General features: G+C 64.3%; 12 protein-coding genes. 6 read left to right on the forward strand and 6 right to left on the reverse strand.

All coding sequences use genetic code 11. The features are described 5' to 3' along the window. Window positions 1-20: 20 nt before the first annotated feature. The 3 genes from IVB27_RS08045 to IVB27_RS08055 are packed head-to-tail and all read right to left on the reverse strand — an operon-like array spanning window position 21 to window position 3,569. The gene (locus IVB27_RS08045; protein WP_247442724.1) at window positions 21-896 is read right to left on the reverse strand and encodes an ABC transporter permease; all 876 of its coding nucleotides are present in this window, start codon (window positions 894-896) and stop codon (window positions 21-23) included. A gap of 3 nt (window positions 897-899) precedes the next feature. Further along, window positions 900-1,850 (reverse strand): ABC transporter permease, encoded by a 951-nt coding sequence (locus IVB27_RS08050; protein ID WP_247347852.1) that lies wholly within the window; start codon window positions 1,848-1,850, stop codon window positions 900-902. Between the two features lie 27 nt (window positions 1,851-1,877). After that, the gene (locus IVB27_RS08055; protein WP_247442726.1) at window positions 1,878-3,569 is read right to left on the reverse strand and encodes a peptide ABC transporter substrate-binding protein; all 1,692 of its coding nucleotides are present in this window, start codon (window positions 3,567-3,569) and stop codon (window positions 1,878-1,880) included. A gap of 207 nt (window positions 3,570-3,776) precedes the next feature. Here IVB27_RS08055 and IVB27_RS08060 point away from each other — a divergent pair, with 207 nt between their 5' ends. The 4 genes from IVB27_RS08060 (at window position 3,777) to IVB27_RS08075 (ending at window position 8,017) form a co-directional block, all read left to right on the forward strand. Continuing rightward, entirely contained in the window at window positions 3,777-4,409 is a 633-nt protein-coding gene (locus IVB27_RS08060; RefSeq protein WP_247347854.1) for a helix-turn-helix domain-containing protein, read from the forward strand. Between the two features lie 129 nt (window positions 4,410-4,538). Then, window positions 4,539-6,380 (forward strand): ATP-binding protein, encoded by a 1,842-nt coding sequence (locus IVB27_RS08065; protein ID WP_247442728.1) that lies wholly within the window; start codon window positions 4,539-4,541, stop codon window positions 6,378-6,380. A gap of 73 nt (window positions 6,381-6,453) precedes the next feature. Further along, the gene (locus tag IVB27_RS08070; RefSeq protein ID WP_247347856.1) at window positions 6,454-6,903 is read left to right on the forward strand and encodes a cupin domain-containing protein; all 450 of its coding nucleotides are present in this window, start codon (window positions 6,454-6,456) and stop codon (window positions 6,901-6,903) included. Window positions 6,904-6,943: 40 nt separating this feature from the next. Beyond that, window positions 6,944-8,017, forward strand: a complete 1,074-nt coding sequence (locus tag IVB27_RS08075; RefSeq protein ID WP_247442730.1) for a hypothetical protein — start codon at window positions 6,944-6,946, stop codon at window positions 8,015-8,017. A 229-nt stretch (window positions 8,018-8,246) separates the two neighbouring features. Here IVB27_RS08075 and IVB27_RS08080 read toward each other — a convergent pair whose 3' ends face one another. Next, a complete protein-coding gene (locus tag IVB27_RS08080; RefSeq protein ID WP_247442732.1) occupies window positions 8,247-9,053 on the reverse strand; it encodes an ABC transporter substrate-binding protein in 807 nt (268 codons plus the stop codon). A 275-nt stretch (window positions 9,054-9,328) separates the two neighbouring features. Here IVB27_RS08080 and IVB27_RS08085 point away from each other — a divergent pair, with 275 nt between their 5' ends. After that, entirely contained in the window at window positions 9,329-10,513 is a 1,185-nt protein-coding gene (locus IVB27_RS08085; protein ID WP_247442733.1) for an efflux RND transporter periplasmic adaptor subunit, read from the forward strand. 27 nt (window positions 10,514-10,540) lie between these two features. Further along, the gene (locus IVB27_RS08090; protein WP_247442735.1) at window positions 10,541-13,699 is read left to right on the forward strand and encodes an efflux RND transporter permease subunit; all 3,159 of its coding nucleotides are present in this window, start codon (window positions 10,541-10,543) and stop codon (window positions 13,697-13,699) included. On the opposite strand, the gene IVB27_RS08095 is transcribed toward IVB27_RS08090, so the two are convergent. Both IVB27_RS08095 and IVB27_RS08100 read right to left on the reverse strand, forming a co-directional pair. Further along, on the reverse strand, window positions 13,696-15,966 hold the full coding sequence (locus IVB27_RS08095) for a cation:proton antiporter domain-containing protein (RefSeq protein WP_247442745.1): 2,271 nt from the start codon (window positions 15,964-15,966) through the stop codon (window positions 13,696-13,698). The two genes, IVB27_RS08090 and IVB27_RS08095, sit on opposite strands and share 4 nt — an antisense overlap. A 526-nt stretch (window positions 15,967-16,492) precedes the next feature. Further along, window positions 16,493-17,665 (reverse strand): MFS transporter, encoded by a 1,173-nt coding sequence (locus IVB27_RS08100; protein WP_247442750.1) that lies wholly within the window; start codon window positions 17,663-17,665, stop codon window positions 16,493-16,495. Window positions 17,666-17,719 lie beyond the last annotated feature (54 nt).

Raw genomic sequence — 17,719 nt, forward strand, 5'->3', positions numbered from 1 at the left:
TTCGATCGAGATCTTGCTCGTCATGGGATGTTCATTCGCGGATCGAGCGCGTCGCGCAGGCCGTCGCCGAGGAAGTTGAAGCTCGTCACGGCCAGCGTGATCGCGAGGCCCGGCGCGATCGCGAGCCAGGGCGCGCTGGTGAGATAGATCTGCGCGTTGTTGAGCATGTTGCCCCAGCTCGCGGCCGGCGGCTGGATGCCGTAACCGAGATAGCTGACATAGGATTCGAGCAGGATCGCCTTGGCGACGTTCAACGTCGCCGCCACCATGATCGGCGCCATCGCATTCGGCACAAGCTCGCGGAACATGATGCGCATGTTCGACGAGCCGAAGGCGAGAGCCGCGACCGCAAACTCACGCTCGCGCAGCGAACGCACCTGGGCCTCCACGACGCGGGCGACGGCCATCCAGGCGGTCGCCGCAATCAGCACGGTGGTGGTGACAAGGCCCGGCTCGGTGAGCGCCGCAAGCGCAAGCAGCAGGAAGATCGTCGGAAAGCATAATACCGCGTCGACGAGCCGCATCAGTACCGCGCCGACCACGCCGCCATAGAAGCCGGCAAAGGCGCCGACCACGATGCCGACCGCCATCGCAATCACCATCGCGACGATGCCGATCGAAAGCGACACGCGCCCGCCCATCATCAGCCGCGCCAGCACGTCACGGCCGAGCTCGTCCGTGCCGAGGATGTGCGCGCCCGAAAACGGCGGCGCGAACCGCTTCATGATGTCGATATAGGTGTCGTCGAACGGTAGCAGATACGGGCCGAATGCCGAGCCGAGGATGAGAATCAGAATGATCACCGCGCCCGCGAGCGCGAGGCGATGCCGGCGGAATCGCCGCCACGCGGCCTGGCCGGGTGCGAGCTGGACGGTGGAGAGGGCTGCAGTCGCCATCGTCTAGCCCACCCGGATGCGCGGATCGACGACGGCATAAAAGATGTCGGCGAGCAGCGAGCCGATCAGCACCATCGTCGCCGAGAACATCAGGATGCCCATTACCACGGGATAGTCGCGATAGCCGATGGAATCGAGGAACAGCCGACCCATGCCCGGCCAGGTGAATACGGTCTCGGCGACCAGCGCGCCACCGAGCAGCGTCGGAAACTGGAGGCCGGCCACCGTGATCATCGGCAGCAGCGCGTTGCGCAGGGCGTGAACGGTGAGGATACGCCATTCCGGCATGCCTTTCGCACGCGCGGTGCGGATGTAGTCCTGGTTGATCACCTCTAACATCGAGGAGCGCATGAAGCGGCCCCACATCGCGGTCTCGACCAGCGCCAGTACCAGCGCCGGCGCAATCAGATGATGCAGCAGGTCGAGGAAGGAGCCGTCGCCGACGGTCTCGCGATTGCCGGACGGCAGCCAGCCGAGCTTCACCGAGAACACGTAGATGGTGACGAGGCCGAACCAGAAGGTCGGGATCGACAGCGCAATCATGGCGCCGACGGTTGCGAGCGTATCAAACAGCGAGTAGCGGCGGAGCGCGCCAAGCACGCCGATCCAGCAGCCAAGCAAGACCGCGATGATCGTCGCCGTCGCCATCAGCTCCATGGTGGCACCGAGATGCGAGGAGATCACCGACAGCACGGCCTCGCCGTCGCGGTAGGAGCGACCCCAGTCGCCTTTCAGCATACGACCGAACCAGTCGAGATACTGGATCGGAAGCGGACGATCGAGCCCGAGCTGGCTGGTGACGCGATCGAGATCCTCCTGCGTCATCTGCGCAGAGGCCGCAAATTGCGAGAGCGGGCCGCCGGGCGCCAGATGCAGGATGGCGAAGCCGATCGCTGAGACAATCACCAGCAGCATGATCGCCTGCGCCAGGCGATTGGCGACGTAACGGGCCATCTCAGGCGATCCCGCGGATCGGATGCATCAGGCCCAATACCACTCGCGGATGTTCCAGCAGTTGATCGACATGTTGATGTTGGGGCGGAAACCCTGGAGCCCTTCCTTCACGCCTTCCGCGATGAAACCCTGGAACAGCGGCAGGATGGCGAGATCGTTGCGGATGAGCTTTTGCAGCTCGCCATAGGTCGTCTTGCGTTGCGCCAGATCGAACTGCCTGGCGCCTTCGGCGAGAAGCCGATCCGCTTCCGGACTCTGGTACTGATAGGTGTTGTAGCCGCGGCCGCCTTTGGCGGGAATGGCGCCGGAGCCGAAGCGCGGCGTCACATCGGGGTCGCTGCCCAGCATGAAGTTCACCCCCACGATCACCGAGTTGAACTTCGACTGCTGCCAGAAGTCGCCCCAGATCACCGCAGCCGGCATGTTGTTGACGCGCATCGCGGCGCCGATCGCACGCCAGTCCTGGATCAGGAGCTGCTGGGTCTGCTCGCGCACGGCATTGCCTGACGTCGTCGAATTGGTGAATTCGAGCTTGACGCCGCCCTTCTCGCGCACGCCGCCGGAGCCGCGAACCCAACCCGCAGCATCGAGCAGCGCGTTGGCTTTGGCGGGATCATATTTGTGCTGCGGCAGCCCCTGCTGGAACGACCAGGCCTGCTGCGGCACGAAACTCTCGGTCTGCGTCGGCAGGCCGTAATTCAGCGCATCGATGATCGCCTGCTTGTTGATCGCGAGATATAGCGCCTCGCGTACAGTGCGGTCGGTGAAGGGACCGAAATCCAGATTGGGCGCGATGTGCTCGACCGAGGACGTCGAGGAGACGAAGATCTTGCGTCCCTTCAGCGTCTTCGCCTCCTGCACGAAGTTCGGCAAAATGCCTTGCAGGCCGGTGTAATCGACCTGGCCGGTGCGGAACTGGGTGTAGAGGACGGTAAGGTCCGGAATGTACTTGAACACCACGCGCTCAACGTAGGGTCCCTTGCCGTGGTAGCCGGCATGGGCATTCAAGAGGATGTGGTCGCCCGGCACGCGCTCGCCCCAGCGGAACGGCCCGGTGCCGACGGGCGCATTGTGGAACGGCGAGGCGTTCGGATCCGTCAGCTTCTCCAGGATGTGCTTGGGCACGATGAAGGTCAGCGCCCCCAGGATCGACATATAAGGCGAATAGGCCGTGTCCATCCGCCAGTGGATCTCGTCGGGCGCGACGACCTTGATGTCCTTCACGAGGTTATGGCCGACGCGGCTGCGGGCGCGGAAGTCGGGATTGTTGATCAGCTCGATCGAGAATTTTACGTCCTCGGCCGTGAACGGCGTGCCGTCATGCCACTTCACGTCGCTGCGCAGCTTGATCTTCCAGGTCAGGCCGTCGGCCGACAGGCCGCCATTCTCGATGGTCGGGACTTCGCGGGCGAGGTCGGGAACGAACTTGCCGTCGGGATCGATGAACCAGAGCGGCGAGAACACCTGCCACCAGATGCCCTGATCGACCTCGATGCCCGGCATCAGGGGATGAAAGACCGTTGGCTCCTGCGACAGCGCCGCGATCACCTGTCCGCGCGGCTTGTCCGGCGGATTGGTCGGGCGTTCGGTCTGCGCAAATGCATGGCCTGAAAGCGTCCATCCCGCCGCGGCGCCCGCGCCGAGCTGAAAGAGCTGACGGCGATTCGGAATGCCGAGATGCAGTGCTCCAACGCCGAACTTCCCGGTGTCGTCCGCCATGACCACTCTCCGTTTTTCGCACGCGGCACCGTTCCCCGCGCCCCCAAGACCCCGGCAAAGGGACAGGAGTGGGCTTTAGTGCTTCTAAATTTTTCTATCAAAAGTTCATCACGACTAAATACAGCTGTCAATCACATTGCTAGGATGCGCGACCTTTTCACAGCGCCGGACCATTTTGGGCGGCGAGGCAATGCATGGGAGAGCGACATGGATGGTCGCGGGGACACGAACGGTCCGAAGGACGCCCCGGCGCTCGAGGCCGACGATGCGATCGACCAGCGCCTCGGCGAGACCGTGCGGCTGCTGCGTCAGCGCGCCGGGCTGTCGATCCAGGACGTTGCCAACAAGACCGGCCTCTCCAACGGCATGATCAGCCAGCTCGAGCGCGCGCGCGCCATGCCGTCGATACGCACGCTGCGCCTGCTCAGCATCGCGCTCGACGTCCCGATCTCCTATTTCTTCGAAACCACCGATCCCGCCGACGTGCAACGCTACATCGTGCGCAAGAACAGCCGGCGCCTGCTGCGGCTCACCGCTAGCGGCGTCGTCAAGGAAGCGCTGACGCCGGCAGACAAAGGCCAGCTCGAACTCTATGAGCTCACGCTCAATCCCGGCGCCTCGTCCGGCACCGACTTCCTGCAGCATACCGGCGAGAAGGCGGGCTATATCCTCTCGGGCAGCCTGCGGCTGTGGCTCGACAACCAGGCCCATCTGCTCGAAGCCGGTGACAGCTTTCGCTTTCCGAGCATCGTGCCGCACATGTTCGACAACCCGACCCAGCAGACCGCGCGCGTGATCTGGGTGACGACGCTGCGCCAGACCGATTCTCCGGCAGGTTGAAGCGCCGCCGCCCGGCACCACCGCAAATTGCTCCTCGACGCCGCCGCGCGGAATCTGTAGCTCACGTGGAGCCGGACTCATTGACAGGGTGGACGCGAGGGTCCGCGACCGACGCGTTGGTGTGAGACCATGAAATTCAGGGGGCTTCTGACGCTCGCGATGGTCGCGCAGGTCGTCGTGACTGCGGCGGCCCTCCTCGCCTCCTATGCCGTGACCGGAACCGGGTTCGGCACGGTCCAGCTCATCGCCCTGCTCGCAAGCGGTCTCGTTGCGGCGCTGAACGCGCGGCTCTGCACGCGCATGATCGTGACGTTGCAGGACAAGCGCATTGCCGCACGACTGGCCGAGCAGGCGCAGGCCAGCGCGCAAATTACCCAGGCCGTCATCAAGACCGCGCTCGATGCCTTCGTTCAAACCGATGCGAACGGTATCGTCCTGGAGTGGAGCATTCAGGCCGAAGCCTTGACCGGTTGGACGCGCAAGGAGGCGCTCGGCACGGACGTCGTCAACCTCCTCGTCGCCGAGCCGCTGCGCGACGGCTTCAGGCAACGCATGATGCGGCTCCTGCCGGAACTGTCGGATGCGCCGATCGGCATCCGGTTCGAAGCGACCCTGCTGCACCGGAACGGCGACGAGATCCTGATCGAGGCGTCCAGCACGGCGCTCCAGCTCGGGGGACGCACCCTCATCAACAATTTCGTCAAGGACGTCACCCAGAAGCGTGCCGCCGAGGAGCAGCTGATCCAGGCCCAGAAGATGGAGGCGGTCGGCCAGCTCACCGGCGGCATCGCGCACGAGTTCAACAACATGCTCACCGTGATCACGGGCACGATCGAGATCCTCGCCGACGCCGTGAAGGACAATCCGCCGCTCGCGACCATCACCAAGCTGATCAGCGACGCCGCCGACCGCGGTGCCGCGCTGACGTCGAGCCTGTTGTCTTTTGCCCGCAAGCAGGCGCTCAAGCCGGCCGAGATCGACGTCAACGAATTGCTTGAAGAGCTCGCAAGGCTGCTGCTGGCAACCTTCGACAGAAAGATCGAGATCATAACCCGGCTTGACGGCAAGATCTGGCTCGCCCTGGTCGATCGCGGCCAATTGAGCTCGGCGCTGCTCAATCTCGCGATCAACGCCCGCGACGCGATGCTGGATGGCGGCCGACTGACGCTGACGACGCGCAACGTCGTGTTCGGCGTCCGTGAGGCCGTGGCGGTCGGGGCCGGCTATGCCGGCGACTATGTCGAGATCGAGATCGCCGACACCGGCACCGGCATTCCGCAGGCCATTCTGGAGCGGATCTTCGATCCCTTCTTCTCGACCAAGGATGTCGGCAAGGGCACGGGGCTCGGGCTCAGCATGGTGTTCGGTTTCGTCAAGCAATCCGGCGGCGGCATCAAGGTCTCGTCCGAACAAGGACGCGGCACGATTTTCACGATCTACCTGCCGAAGGCGGAGGCGAGCACGCTTCGCCCGGCCGGCTATGACGAGCGCAAGGTCGTGGGCGGGACTGAGACCATCCTTTGCGTCGAGGACGACCGCGACGTCCGCCAATATGTCACGGTCCAGCTCGAAAGCCTCGGCTACAAGGTCATCCCCGCCGCCAATGCGGCCGAGGCGCTCGCCATCGCAGCCGAAGGCACGCCATTCGATCTGCTCTTCACCGACATCGTGATGGCCGGCAGCTTGAATGGACGAGAGCTCGCCGACGAGATGGTGGCAGCGCGCCCCTCGCTGCGGGTGCTGTTCACGTCGGGCTATGCCTACGACTCGCTGCATGCGCAGGGACGCGCCACCATGGGCGCGCCGCTTCTGACAAAGCCCTACCGCAAGGCCGAGCTCGCGCGCATGCTGCGCCGCTCCCTCGACACCGCCGTCGACACGGCTGGCGATCCGATCCCGACGCCCTATTCGGTGCAGGCCGATGTCGAAGGCTTTCTGCGCAAGCAGGCGGCTGAACGCGACGGGCGCTAGTGCAGCGGAATGGATGGACAGCGCGCGATAGCTGCGCAAAACTCATCCCAGACATATCCATTGGAGACGAGCCATGACGTCACTCGAAAAAGGCATCACCGCGAACGGCACGGGCTATGGCGGCAAGACCTGGAACATTCTGGGCCAGGTCTATTTCCCGAAGGCCGTCACCGAGTCCACCTTCGCGTTCGAGACCAACAGCGAGCCGGGCCAATTCGTGCCGGTGCACATCCACCCGACCCAGGACGAATTCATCCTGGTGCAGGAAGGCACGCTCGACCTCAAGCTCGACGGCAAATGGGTGAAGGCCCATGCCGGCGACCTCGTGCGCCTGCCGCGCGGCATCCCGCACGGCTATTTCAACAAATCCGACAAACCGGCCCGCGCGTTGTTCTGGGTCTCGCCGATGCAGAAGCTGGAGGCGCTGTTCAACCAGCTCCATGACCTGACCGACCCGGCCGAGGTCGTGCGCATCTCGGCGCTGCACGAGGTCGACTTCCTGCCGCCCGAAGCCAATGACTAGGCTACGATCCCCCGACAGACGAATCGTTGGGGAACCGGCCATGCCTGCACGACGTCAACTCCTCGCAATCATCGCGGCGCTTGGGCTGGCCCTTACGACGTTCGTCCCGAGCCAGGCGCAAACGCTCACGGCAAGACAATCGGAGGCGGCTGCGACCTACGAGCGTGCGCTCGGCGATTTCAAGGCGATTCTGGCCGAGCGCCGCCGCCAGATCGACGCAAAGGAACCGCTGCCGAACCTGCCCGGCCAAGCCATCTATCTTGCGCGGGTCGCCGTCATCAGTGCTTACAAGGATCTCACCGACGCCTTGCCGTCGCGGATCGGTCGGCCCAACAAGTTCGAAATACCGCCGGCCTATTTCGACGCCGATATCGAACCGCTGATCGACGAATATTCAAAGCTGTTCGACATCATGGAAGCGCCGCCGGCCGGCGCGCAGAACTCGGCCACGCCGTTCAAGGACGTGGTCGATCTCGCCGCCGCGATCGCGCGGGCCAAGGGGCTGGCGCCGATTCACGCCGAAGTAGCGGGCCGGATCAGCCTCGGGCTGTTCTTTGCCGAGACCAACGGCAAGCAGAACGTCCGCAACGGGCGCTCCAACACCTATATGGGCAGCTTCCAGACCGGCCCGTCCGAGGACCGCAACGGCCGCAGGAAATGGCAAGCCATCAAGGCAGAGATCGCCGCAAGCGATCCCGAGCTGAGCGCGCGCGACGACAAGGAAGAGGCGCGCGCCCGCGGCACCGATCATCGCTTCAATCACTGGACCAACGTGCGCGACGGCCTGATGAACGCACATGCGGATGTTTTTCGGGATATCCCGGGAATCGTGAAGACCCTGCCCGACCCGATTGACCAGATGAAGCTGTTCGAGCTGATCCAGATCGTTCCCACGCCGACTCGGTCGGCGCTCAAGTCCGGCGATCTCCTGAACTACAGGGTGTCCAGTCCGACGATCATGAAGCACCTGCGCAACAACAGTATTTTTGCTTTTGGACAGGCCGACCGGGCGCGAACCTCGGCAAGCTTCCGGGAAATCCTTGGCGCGATGTGGCTGTTCAAGCGGAAATTCGAGAAGGCGATGGCGAAATACGCGGAGATCAAGCCGCGTTAGCAGGGCGAATACATATAAAACGAGCGTGGCGGATAGCTCGCCTGCGGTCCATCCTTCGAGACGCCCGCCTACGGCAGGCCCTCAGGATGAGATCGCGCTTTACCGCGCGATACTAGACCCTCATGATGAGGAGCCCACCGAAGCGGGCGTCTCGAGCCATGCAGGCCGAGCACGTTCGGCGGTCCTCGTAGCTGTTCATGTCCGACCGCGCTGGCCTGCTCCGCACGCCCTACTCGGTGCGGATCGGCGAGTCCCTCAGGCCGTTATTGTCATAGGCCTTGCGAAGTGTGCCGTTCGTCGTCGCTTCCGTCATGAACCTGGTCACGAACGCCAGAGCCTGGCTGTGACCGAGCGGCACGGCGACGGCCGTGACCGTTTTCTTGAAGGTCTCGTCCAGCACTCGCGTACCCGGAATCTTCTGCGCCATCTTGTTGAGCTGGTCGCGCGACAACGCGAAGGCGTCGATCTCGCCGCTGCTGAGGAGGCGGAAGATCTCGTCATAGGTCTGGTAGCCCGTGACTTTCGCGTTCTTCAGATGCGCGACCGTGCCACGCATGGTGGTCGTGGCGTTGACGGCCGCAACCTTGATGCCCACCTGGTCGAGCGTGGCGAAATTGGTGACGCTTGACCCTGCCTTGACGATGTAGGTGGCGTCGGCGACCTCGTAGATCGGACCGAACATCATCCTGGTCTCACGCTCGGGGTCTTTGGGTAACCAGGTGACGTCCCAAGCACCTTTTTCAAGAGTGCCTTTCGACGCCGCATCGGTGATCTGGCCGGAATTCTGGTGCACGACATATTCGACGGGCACGCCGAGCTGGGCGGCCATCTCCTTGCCGAGATCGACCGGCACGCCTGCATAGCCGGCTTCGGTCTTGGTGGACCAGAACGCGCCGCCCGCCGGGCTGATCGCGATTGCGACGCGGAGCTTGCCGCTCGGTGCGATGTCGTCCTTCAGACCATCGGCTAGCGCGGGCATGGCAACCGCCGCTGCCAGAACGAGGCCGGCAAGGGCCGACTGAAGAGACGTGGGCATGTCATGATCTCCTGGCCTTTTCTTCTTCTCTTGTTGTTCCCGACCGCCTCGCGCGCCACCGTTCGGCCATTGACATAATTCTGGTCGATCGTGCGGGCGATGAAAAGCGGTTTGTCATGGCAAAACTGCCGAAGGTCACAGCGCGGTTTGCGGTGCAAGGCCCATGACTGCCACCTGATGACTGCCACCTGATGACTGCCATGGCTATGGTGTTTCACGGCCGGGCATTTGTTGGTAGCCTCTCGCCCCGACAGACAGTAACCGGGGGCCACCGAATGACCTGCGCGAATCCCTCACGGCGCAACGGAGCGTGGAGATATGCCGGGCGGGCCCTGGCCGCGGCGATGGCCATGGCCGCGCTCACCGGCTGCGAGGACAAGAATACGTTCGTCGCGCCGCCGCCGCCCAAGGTGGACGTCGCCGCGCCCGTGCAGCGCGCGGTCACGCGCTATGTCGAGGCCACCGGCAACACCGCGCCGATCAAGAATGTCGATCTCGTCGCGCGGGTGCAGGGATTCCTGCAATCGATAGACTACCAGGACGGCACCTTCGTCAAACAGGGCACCCAGTTGTTCACGATCGAGCCCGAGACCTACAAGGTCAAGCTCGATCAGGCGCAGGCGGCCGAGGCCGGCGCGCAGGCGTCGCTCCGGCAGGCGGAAGCCGACTACAAGCGACAGAGCGATCTGGTGCAGCGGCAAGCGGTCTCGCAAGCGACGTTGGACAACTCGACCTCGAACCGCGACAACGCGCAGGCCAACCTCCAGCAGGCCCAGGCCAACACCCGCCTCGCCGAAGTCAACTACGGCTACACGAAGGTGAGCGCACCGTTCGACGGCGTCGTCAGCGCGCATATGGTCTCGATCGGCGAGCTCGTCGGGGTTTCCTCCCCGACCCAACTCGCCTCCATCGTGGCGATGGACCCGATCTATGTGAACTTCACCGTCAACGAGCAGGACGTGTTGCGCATCCGTGCCGAGGCCGCCCGCCGGGGGCTGACCGCCGCCGACATGAAGCAATTTCCAATTCACGTCGGCTTGCAAACCGAGGCCGGCTATCCGCACGAGGGCAAGCTCGACTACGTCGCGCCGACCATCAACCAGTCGACCGGCACGCTCGCGGTGCGCGGTCTCGTGCCCAACGACAAGCGGGTGCTGCTGCCCGGCTATTTCGTGCGCGTTCGCGTGCCCTTCACCCAGGAGAAGGACGCCCTGCTCGTTCCCGATACCGCGCTCGGCAGCGACCAGGGCGGCCGCTATCTCCTCGTCGTCAGCGGCGACAACATCGTCGAGCAACGCAAGGTGCAGATCGGTCCCGTCGATAACGGCCTGCGCGTGATCGAAAGCGGCTTGAAGCCTGATGACCGCGTGGTGATCGCGGGGCTATTGCGCGTGATCCCGGGCCAGAAGATCGACCCGCAAATGACGAAGATCGAGCAGCCGCAGGCGTCCGCCAAGTAAGATCCGCCAAGTGAGGGGCCGCCAGCCATGATCTCAAAATTCTTCATCGAGCGGCCAGTCCTCTCGAACGTCATCGCGCTGCTGATGATCCTGATCGGCGGCGTCGCGCTGTTCAATCTCGCGATCGCGCAATATCCCGATGTGGTGCCCCCGACGGTGCAGGTCACCACGCGCTATCCAGGCGCCAGCGCCAAGACCGTGATCGACACCGTGGCGCTGCCGATCGAGCAGCAGGTCAACGGCGTCGAGGACATGCTCTACATGCAGTCCTACAGCGGCTCCGATGGCACCTATACGCTGACGGTGACGTTCAAGATCGGCACCGACCTCAACTTCGCGCAAGTGCTGGTGCAGAACCGGGTCTCCAGCGCGCTGTCGCAACTGCCCCAGTCGGTGCAGAACCAGGGCGTCACCGTGCAGAAGCGATCGACGTCGATCCTGCTGTTCGTGACGCTGACCTCGCCGGACAAGACCTTCGACAGCCTCTATCTGAGCAACTACGCCACCATCAATCTCCGCGACGAGCTCTCGCGCCTGCCCGGTGTCGGCAACGTCACCGTGTTCGGCGCCGGCCAGTATTCGATGCGGGTGTGGCTCGATCCGAACAAGCTGCAAGTCCGTGGCCTGGTGCCGCAGGACGTCATCCAGGCGATCCAGCAGCAGAGCCAGCAGGTCTCGGCCGGCCAGGTCGGCGCGCCGCCGACGCCACCGGGACAGGCGTTCCAGTACACGCTCAACGTCAACGGCAGGCTCGACGACACCACCGAGTTCGAGAACATCATCGTCAAATCAGGCAGCAGCGGCGACGTCACCCGGGTGCGCGACGTCGGCTCGGTCGAATTGGGCGCGCAGACCTACAGCCAGATCTTCTCGCTGAACAAGCAGCCGGCCACCGGCATCGGCGTGTTCCAGTCGCCCGGCGCCAACGCGCTCCAGGTCGAGCAGGCGGTCGAAAAGAAGATGGCGGAGCTCGCCAAGGCTTTCCCGCAGGGCATGAAGTACGACACGCCGTTCGACACCACCAAATTCGTGCAGGCCTCGGTGCACGAGGTCTACATGACGCTGATCGAGGCCGGCCTCCTGGTGCTGGTCGTGATCCTGGTGTTCCTGCAGGACTGGCGCGCGATGCTGGTGCCGGCGACCACGGTGCCTGTCACCATCATCGGCGCGTTCGCCGCGATGGCGGCGCTCGGCTTCACCATCAACATGTCGACCTTGTTCGCGATCGTGCTTGCGATCGGTATCGTCGTCGACGACGCCATCGTCGTGGTGGAAGGCGCGGCGCACAACATCGAGCAGGGCATGAACGGCCACGACGCCGCGATCAAGGCGATGGACCAGCTGTTCGCGCCGATCGTCGGCATCACCCTGGTGCTGATCTCGGTGTTCTTGCCGGCCTCGTTCCTCGCGGGCCTCACGGGCCGCATCTATTCGCAATTCGCACTGGTGATCGCGGCAACGGCGCTTTTGTCCGCCATCAACGCGGCGACGCTGAAGCCGACGCAGTGTGCGCTCTGGCTGCGGCCGACGGTGCCGCCGGAGAAGCGCAACTTCTTCTATCGCGGCTTCAACAATGTCTATGACCGCGTCGAGCGGGGCTACACAAGGCTGATCAGCTTCCTGTGCGGGCACGCCACGGTCTCGGTCGCATTCGCGCTGGTGCTGATCGGAATCGGCGGCTACGGCCTGTCCCGGGTGCCGACCGGCTTCCTGCCGATCGAGGACCAGGGCTATCTGATCGCCGCCGTGCAACTGCCCGACGGCGCTGCGCTGGAGCGAACCCAGAAGGTGCTCGACAGAGCGGCCGAGCTGATCAAGGACACGCCTGGAGTCCAGCAGGTCATCACCATCGCCGGCATCTCCGCGCTCGACAACAGCGCCAGCCTTGCCAACGCCGGCGTCGCCTACATCATCCTGAAGGACTGGGACGCGCGCAAAGGACCGGGCGAGGATCTGCGCTCGCTGGTCTACGGACTGAACGACAAGCTCGCGGTCATCATGGAGGCGCGCACGCTGGTGCTGCCGCCGCCGCCGATCCAGGGCATCGGCAACGCGGCCGGCTTCTCGATGCAAGTCGAGCTGCGCGACGGCAACAGCGATTTCGGCAAGCTCCAGGCCATCACGAGCGCGATGGTCAGTAACGGCCAGAGCCAGAGCGCGCTGCAGCGCGTCCAGTCGTCGTTCCGCTCCTCGGTGCCGCAATTCAACGTCGAGATCGACCGCATCAAGACCCAGACGCTGCACGTCACGACGGACCAGGTGTTCGCGGCGCTGTCGACCTATCTCGGCTCGTCCTATGTCAACCAGTTCAACAAGTTCGGCCGCGTGTTCCAGGTCTATACGCAGGCCGATCCCGCGTTCCGCGTCACCGAGCGCGACATCGCCAACCTGCAGGTGCGCAACTCGAACGGCGACATGATCCCGATCGGCACCGTCGCCACGATCACGCCGGCCACCGGCCCCTCGCTGATCAGCCTCTACAATCTCTATCCCTCCTCGACCGTCATCGGCCTGCCGGCGCAGGGCTACTCCTCGGGCCAGTCGCTGAAGCTGATGGAGGAGATCGCGGACAAGACGCTGCCGCCGGGCACCGGTTACGAATGGACCGCGATGTCCTATCAGGAGAAGGCTGTCTCCAACCAGATCTACTGGGTGTTCGGGCTCGCCATGCTGCTGGTCTATCTCGTCCTCGCCGGCCAATACGAGAGCTGGTACGCGCCGATCTCGGTGATCCTCGCGGTGCCTCTGTCGCTGATCGGGCCCATGCTGATCCTCAATGGCCTGAAGATCGACAACAACCTCTACTGCCAGATCGGCCTGATCCTCCTGATCGCGCTGTCGGCCAAGAACGCCATCCTGATCGTCGAGGTCGGGCTGGAGCTGCACGGCCGCGACGGCAAGCCGGTGCTGGAATCCGCCATCGAAGCTGCGCGCGCCCGCTTTCGACCGATCCTGATGACGTCGTTCGCCTTCATCCTCGGCGTCGTGCCGCTGGTGATCGCGACCGGCGCCGGCGCCAGCGCGCGCAAGTCGATCGGCATCACGGTGTTCTCGGGCATGCTGGCCTCGACATGCCTTGCGGTGCTGTTCGTGCCGGCCTTCTTCGTGGTGGTGCAACGCTTCGAGAACTGGCGCGCGTCGAAGAAGGCGCCGAAGGCTGCGGCGGCGACCGAGGTGAGGTCCTAGGCTTTCTCGGTGGAGGTCTGCCGCGCCTCGCCGCTTGACACCAGCAGCACCGAGACCTTCGCCTGCCTGAGCACGGCGTCGGCGACGCCGCCGAAGGAGAGATGGTCGCCTTGGATGCGGTCGACGCCCATCACCACGAGATCGACATCGGTGGTCTCGATCTCGCGCAGGATCGCCGCCTCCGGCGCTCGGTTCACGCGCAAGGTCGTGGTGATGTCGACCTCATAACGGGCAGCGAGATCGCTGGCGTCCTTCAGGATGCCGGCCTCCTGACTCAGACCACGAGAGGCGCCGCGCTGCGCGCCCTTGTCGCGCGTCGTCGCGACATAGATCACGCGGAGCGAGCCTGATCCCGCCGCCTGGGTCAACGCCACCGCGACCTCGGCACCGCGCTTGGAGACGCCGCTGCCGGAGACCGGAACGAGGATATTGAGCGCGTCGGGCATCGGCTGCTTCAGGTGCTTTCCCTTCGCCGCCAGGATTGCGAGCGGTCCTTCGAACTTCGCTGCGATGTCCTCAACTTCGCGATCGAAGCGATTCTTGGCGGCAGTGACCTTGTCGACGCCGATGACCAGAAGATCGAAGCCCTTCTTTGCCTCATCTCCGATTGCCTCGCCGAGCCCCGACTTGCGGACACGCGTCGTAACGTCGACGTTGCCGGCATCGCCATCGCCATGCGCCGACACGGTCTCGGCGGCCTTCTTCACCACCACTTCGGGGCTTTCTTCCTCGCCGCTCCCCTTCTCCCGCTCCTTGGCGCGCTTGCCGATGTGCAGCACGGTGATCGGCAGGCCACGCATCCCGGCGATCAGGCCGGCAATGTGGGCGGCGAAGGTGGCATTGACGCTTTCGTCCACTGCCAGCAACGGACGTTCGAGATTGGCGACGAAGCCGCGCTTCTCGAACTCTTCCCGCTCCAGGCGCTCTTGCTCCTCCTTGTTCATCGGCAGCTTTGCCAGCGCCGCGCGCAGCATCGGCGGCATCGCCATCGTGGTCACGATCGCCATCGTGACGATCATCGTGAACAGGTTCTGGCTGAGCACGCCGATCGAAAGACCGATGGTGGCGATGATCACCTCGGTCGAGCCGCGCGCGTTCATCCCGCTCGCGAGCGCCAGCGACTCCCTTGTGTTCAGCCCGCCCAAGGTGCCGCCGACGAAGGCGCCGCCGAACTTGCCGACACTGGCGATCACGACCAGCAGCCCGGTCAGCATCAGGAGATTGGGATCGCGCAGCACCGTGAGGTCGGCGCTCAAGCCGGCCAGGCCGAAGAATACCGGCATGAAGAAGCTCGATATCAATCCGCGCAGGCGCTCGTCGATCTGCCTCGTCAGGATCGGGGACTCTCCGACCAGAATGCCGGCGACGAAGGCGCCGAGCACCGTGTGGACGCCGATCAGATGCGTGATCAGCGCCATCACGCTCATCAGCAGCAGGATCACCGTGACGACAGGCGCGGTGCTGACGAGATTGTCGTTGGCCCAGCGGATCAGCTGGAACACGAGGCGGCGGCCGATGGTGAAGCTGATGGCGAGGAAGGCCAGCGTGCCCAGCACGGCTTTCGCCACCGAGGCGATATCCAGCGTGCCGTGCGAGGCGAGGCTGAAGATCACTGCGATGATGATCCAGCCGATGGTGTCGTCGATGACGGCGGTCGCGACGATGATCTGGCCGACATTGCGGCGCATGAAATTCATTTCGCGCACGACCACGGCGACGATTTTCACCGAGGAGATCGATAGCGCCGTGCCCATGAACAGCGACGCAACCAGGCGGGCTTGCGGGTTCGGCAGCAATGCATCGGGCAGGAACTCGCCGAGCGCAAAACCGCAGGCGAAGGGCACGAGGATGCCGGCGATCGAGATCGCGATCGCGGCCTTGCCGACCTTCCTGACCAGCTTGAGGTCGGTCTCCATGCCGGTCAGCAGTAGCAGCAGGAGGATCCCGAACTGAGCGATGCCGTCGATCATTGCTTTCTGCTCGGGCGTTTTGGGGAAGATCGCGTGCTGCGCGTCAGGCCAGATCCAGCCGAACAGCGACGGGCCGAGCAGGATGCCGGCGAGCAATTCGCCGATCACCGAGGGCTGGCCGATGCGCTGCATGGTCTCGCCGAGACCGCGGCCGACCGCGATCAAGAGCACGATCTGCGTAACCAGCAGGAATTCGGACGGACCGGCCGATTTGCCGCCCTCGGCAGCGGCCGCAATGGTGGTGAGGACAAGAGCCGCGGGGACAAGGCCGACCGGTCGGAGCAGGCTCCAATGCATGCAGGTGTCTTCCCCCTTCATTTGCCCCGGCAAGGTGCCGGACGGGGATAGAACCCGCGGGAGGCGGAGCGGGTTCCCGTCGCTTGCGGCGAGTTGGGGGGCAACAACAAAAAACGCGAAAACAACCCCATGCACAGTAGAGATGGGGCTGAAAAGGCTGAAGAAATTTCGTCTTTGCCGAAACCACTTGCTCCGTCGGGCAAAACACCGGCACAATGGCATCATCGGGTGGCATGCGCGGGCTGCCTCCTCATCCCCTTCATTGCGAGCGAAGCGGCGAAGCGAAGCAATCCAGGGTCCCTCCGCGGAAGGATTCTGGATTGCTTCGTCGCAAGGGCTCCTCGCAATGACGAGAGAGTCCCGGCCTTACGCCGCACTCGTGCCCCGGACGCGGCGCAGCGCCACTCCGGCGGTGCGCCGCAGAGCCGGGGCCCATGCCACATGGGAATTCGCAGCCTCTGGGTCCCGGCTCTGCGCCGCAACGCTCGCGCGTTGCAGCTTGTCCGGGACACGAGAGCGTTCCCCCTCACACCGCCTGCGGCGTCCTGATTTCGCGCGGCAGGATGATCGCCGCTGCGATCGCGAGCAGGCAGAGCGCGGCGAAGGCGTGCAGCATGGTGACGAAGCCGCCCTGCTCGTAGAGCCACGCAACCAGACCGACGGAGGCGCCGGCTGCGGTGAAGCCGATGAAATAGCGCACGGCATAGGCGCGCGAACGCCATTCCTCGCTGGTGTACTTGCCGACCATGGCGTCATTGACCGTGACCTGCCCGAACGCGCCCATGACGATGCCGATCGAGACCAGGATCAGCGGCAGATTGGACAGGCTCGCGGCCAGATACAGGAACGGCGCCAGCATGAAGGACAGCGGCAGCGCCACCGTCTTCAGCGAATAGCGGTCGAGCAGCCGGCCGATCGTGTACTGCGTCATCGCGCCGAACACGTAGACGCAGGCGGCGATGACGCCAAGCAACGCCGGGCTTTTGGTGAGATCGGCAAGCCGCTCCGCAAACAGTTTTGGCAGCGCGACGGTGACGGCATTGAACGTGGTGGAGATTGCGATCACCACGATCAGCAGCGACAGGATCACGCGCCACATGTCCTGCTTGGCGACGCGCGCCTGCGCCGCGGCCTGCTTCGAGCCCTTGCGGTCCTCGTGCACGACCATCATCGCAAACGCGATGCCGATCATGATCGTCACGACGCCCGGGACGATGAAGGCCAAACGCCAGCCGAAATATTGGCCGATCACGCCGGTGACCAGCGCCGACGAGGCAACGCCGAGATTGCCCCAGACGCCATTCAATCCCATTTCGCGGCCGAGCTTGTCCGCGTAAGACACGATCATCGCGGTACCGACAGGATGATAGATCGAGGCGAAAATGCCGATGGTGAACAGCGCCGCGCCGAGCTGCGCCGGGGTCTGCACGAAGCCGACCGAGATCATGGAAAGACCGATGCCGACGAAGAAGATCAGCATCATGTGGCGGCGGCTCCAGCGGTCGCCGAGCCAGCCGGTGAGCAGCGAGCCCGCACCGAAGGCGACGAAGCCCGGCGTCGCGTAGGGCAGGAGTTCCGAATACGCCATGCCGAGCGCCGGTCCCATGATGATCACGGCGGCGGCGAAGATCAGCATCGCATAATGGTCGATGAAATGGCCGGCGTTGACGAAACTGATCACCCGGCTGGGGCTGTTCATGGGAATCCTCTCCTGCTCCGAAATGAGTTATATGTCAGGCGCATTACGGGATGC

It is taken from the genome of Bradyrhizobium sp. 197 (assembly GCF_023073375.1).
Taxonomy (GTDB): Bacteria; Pseudomonadota; Alphaproteobacteria; order Rhizobiales; family Xanthobacteraceae; genus Bradyrhizobium.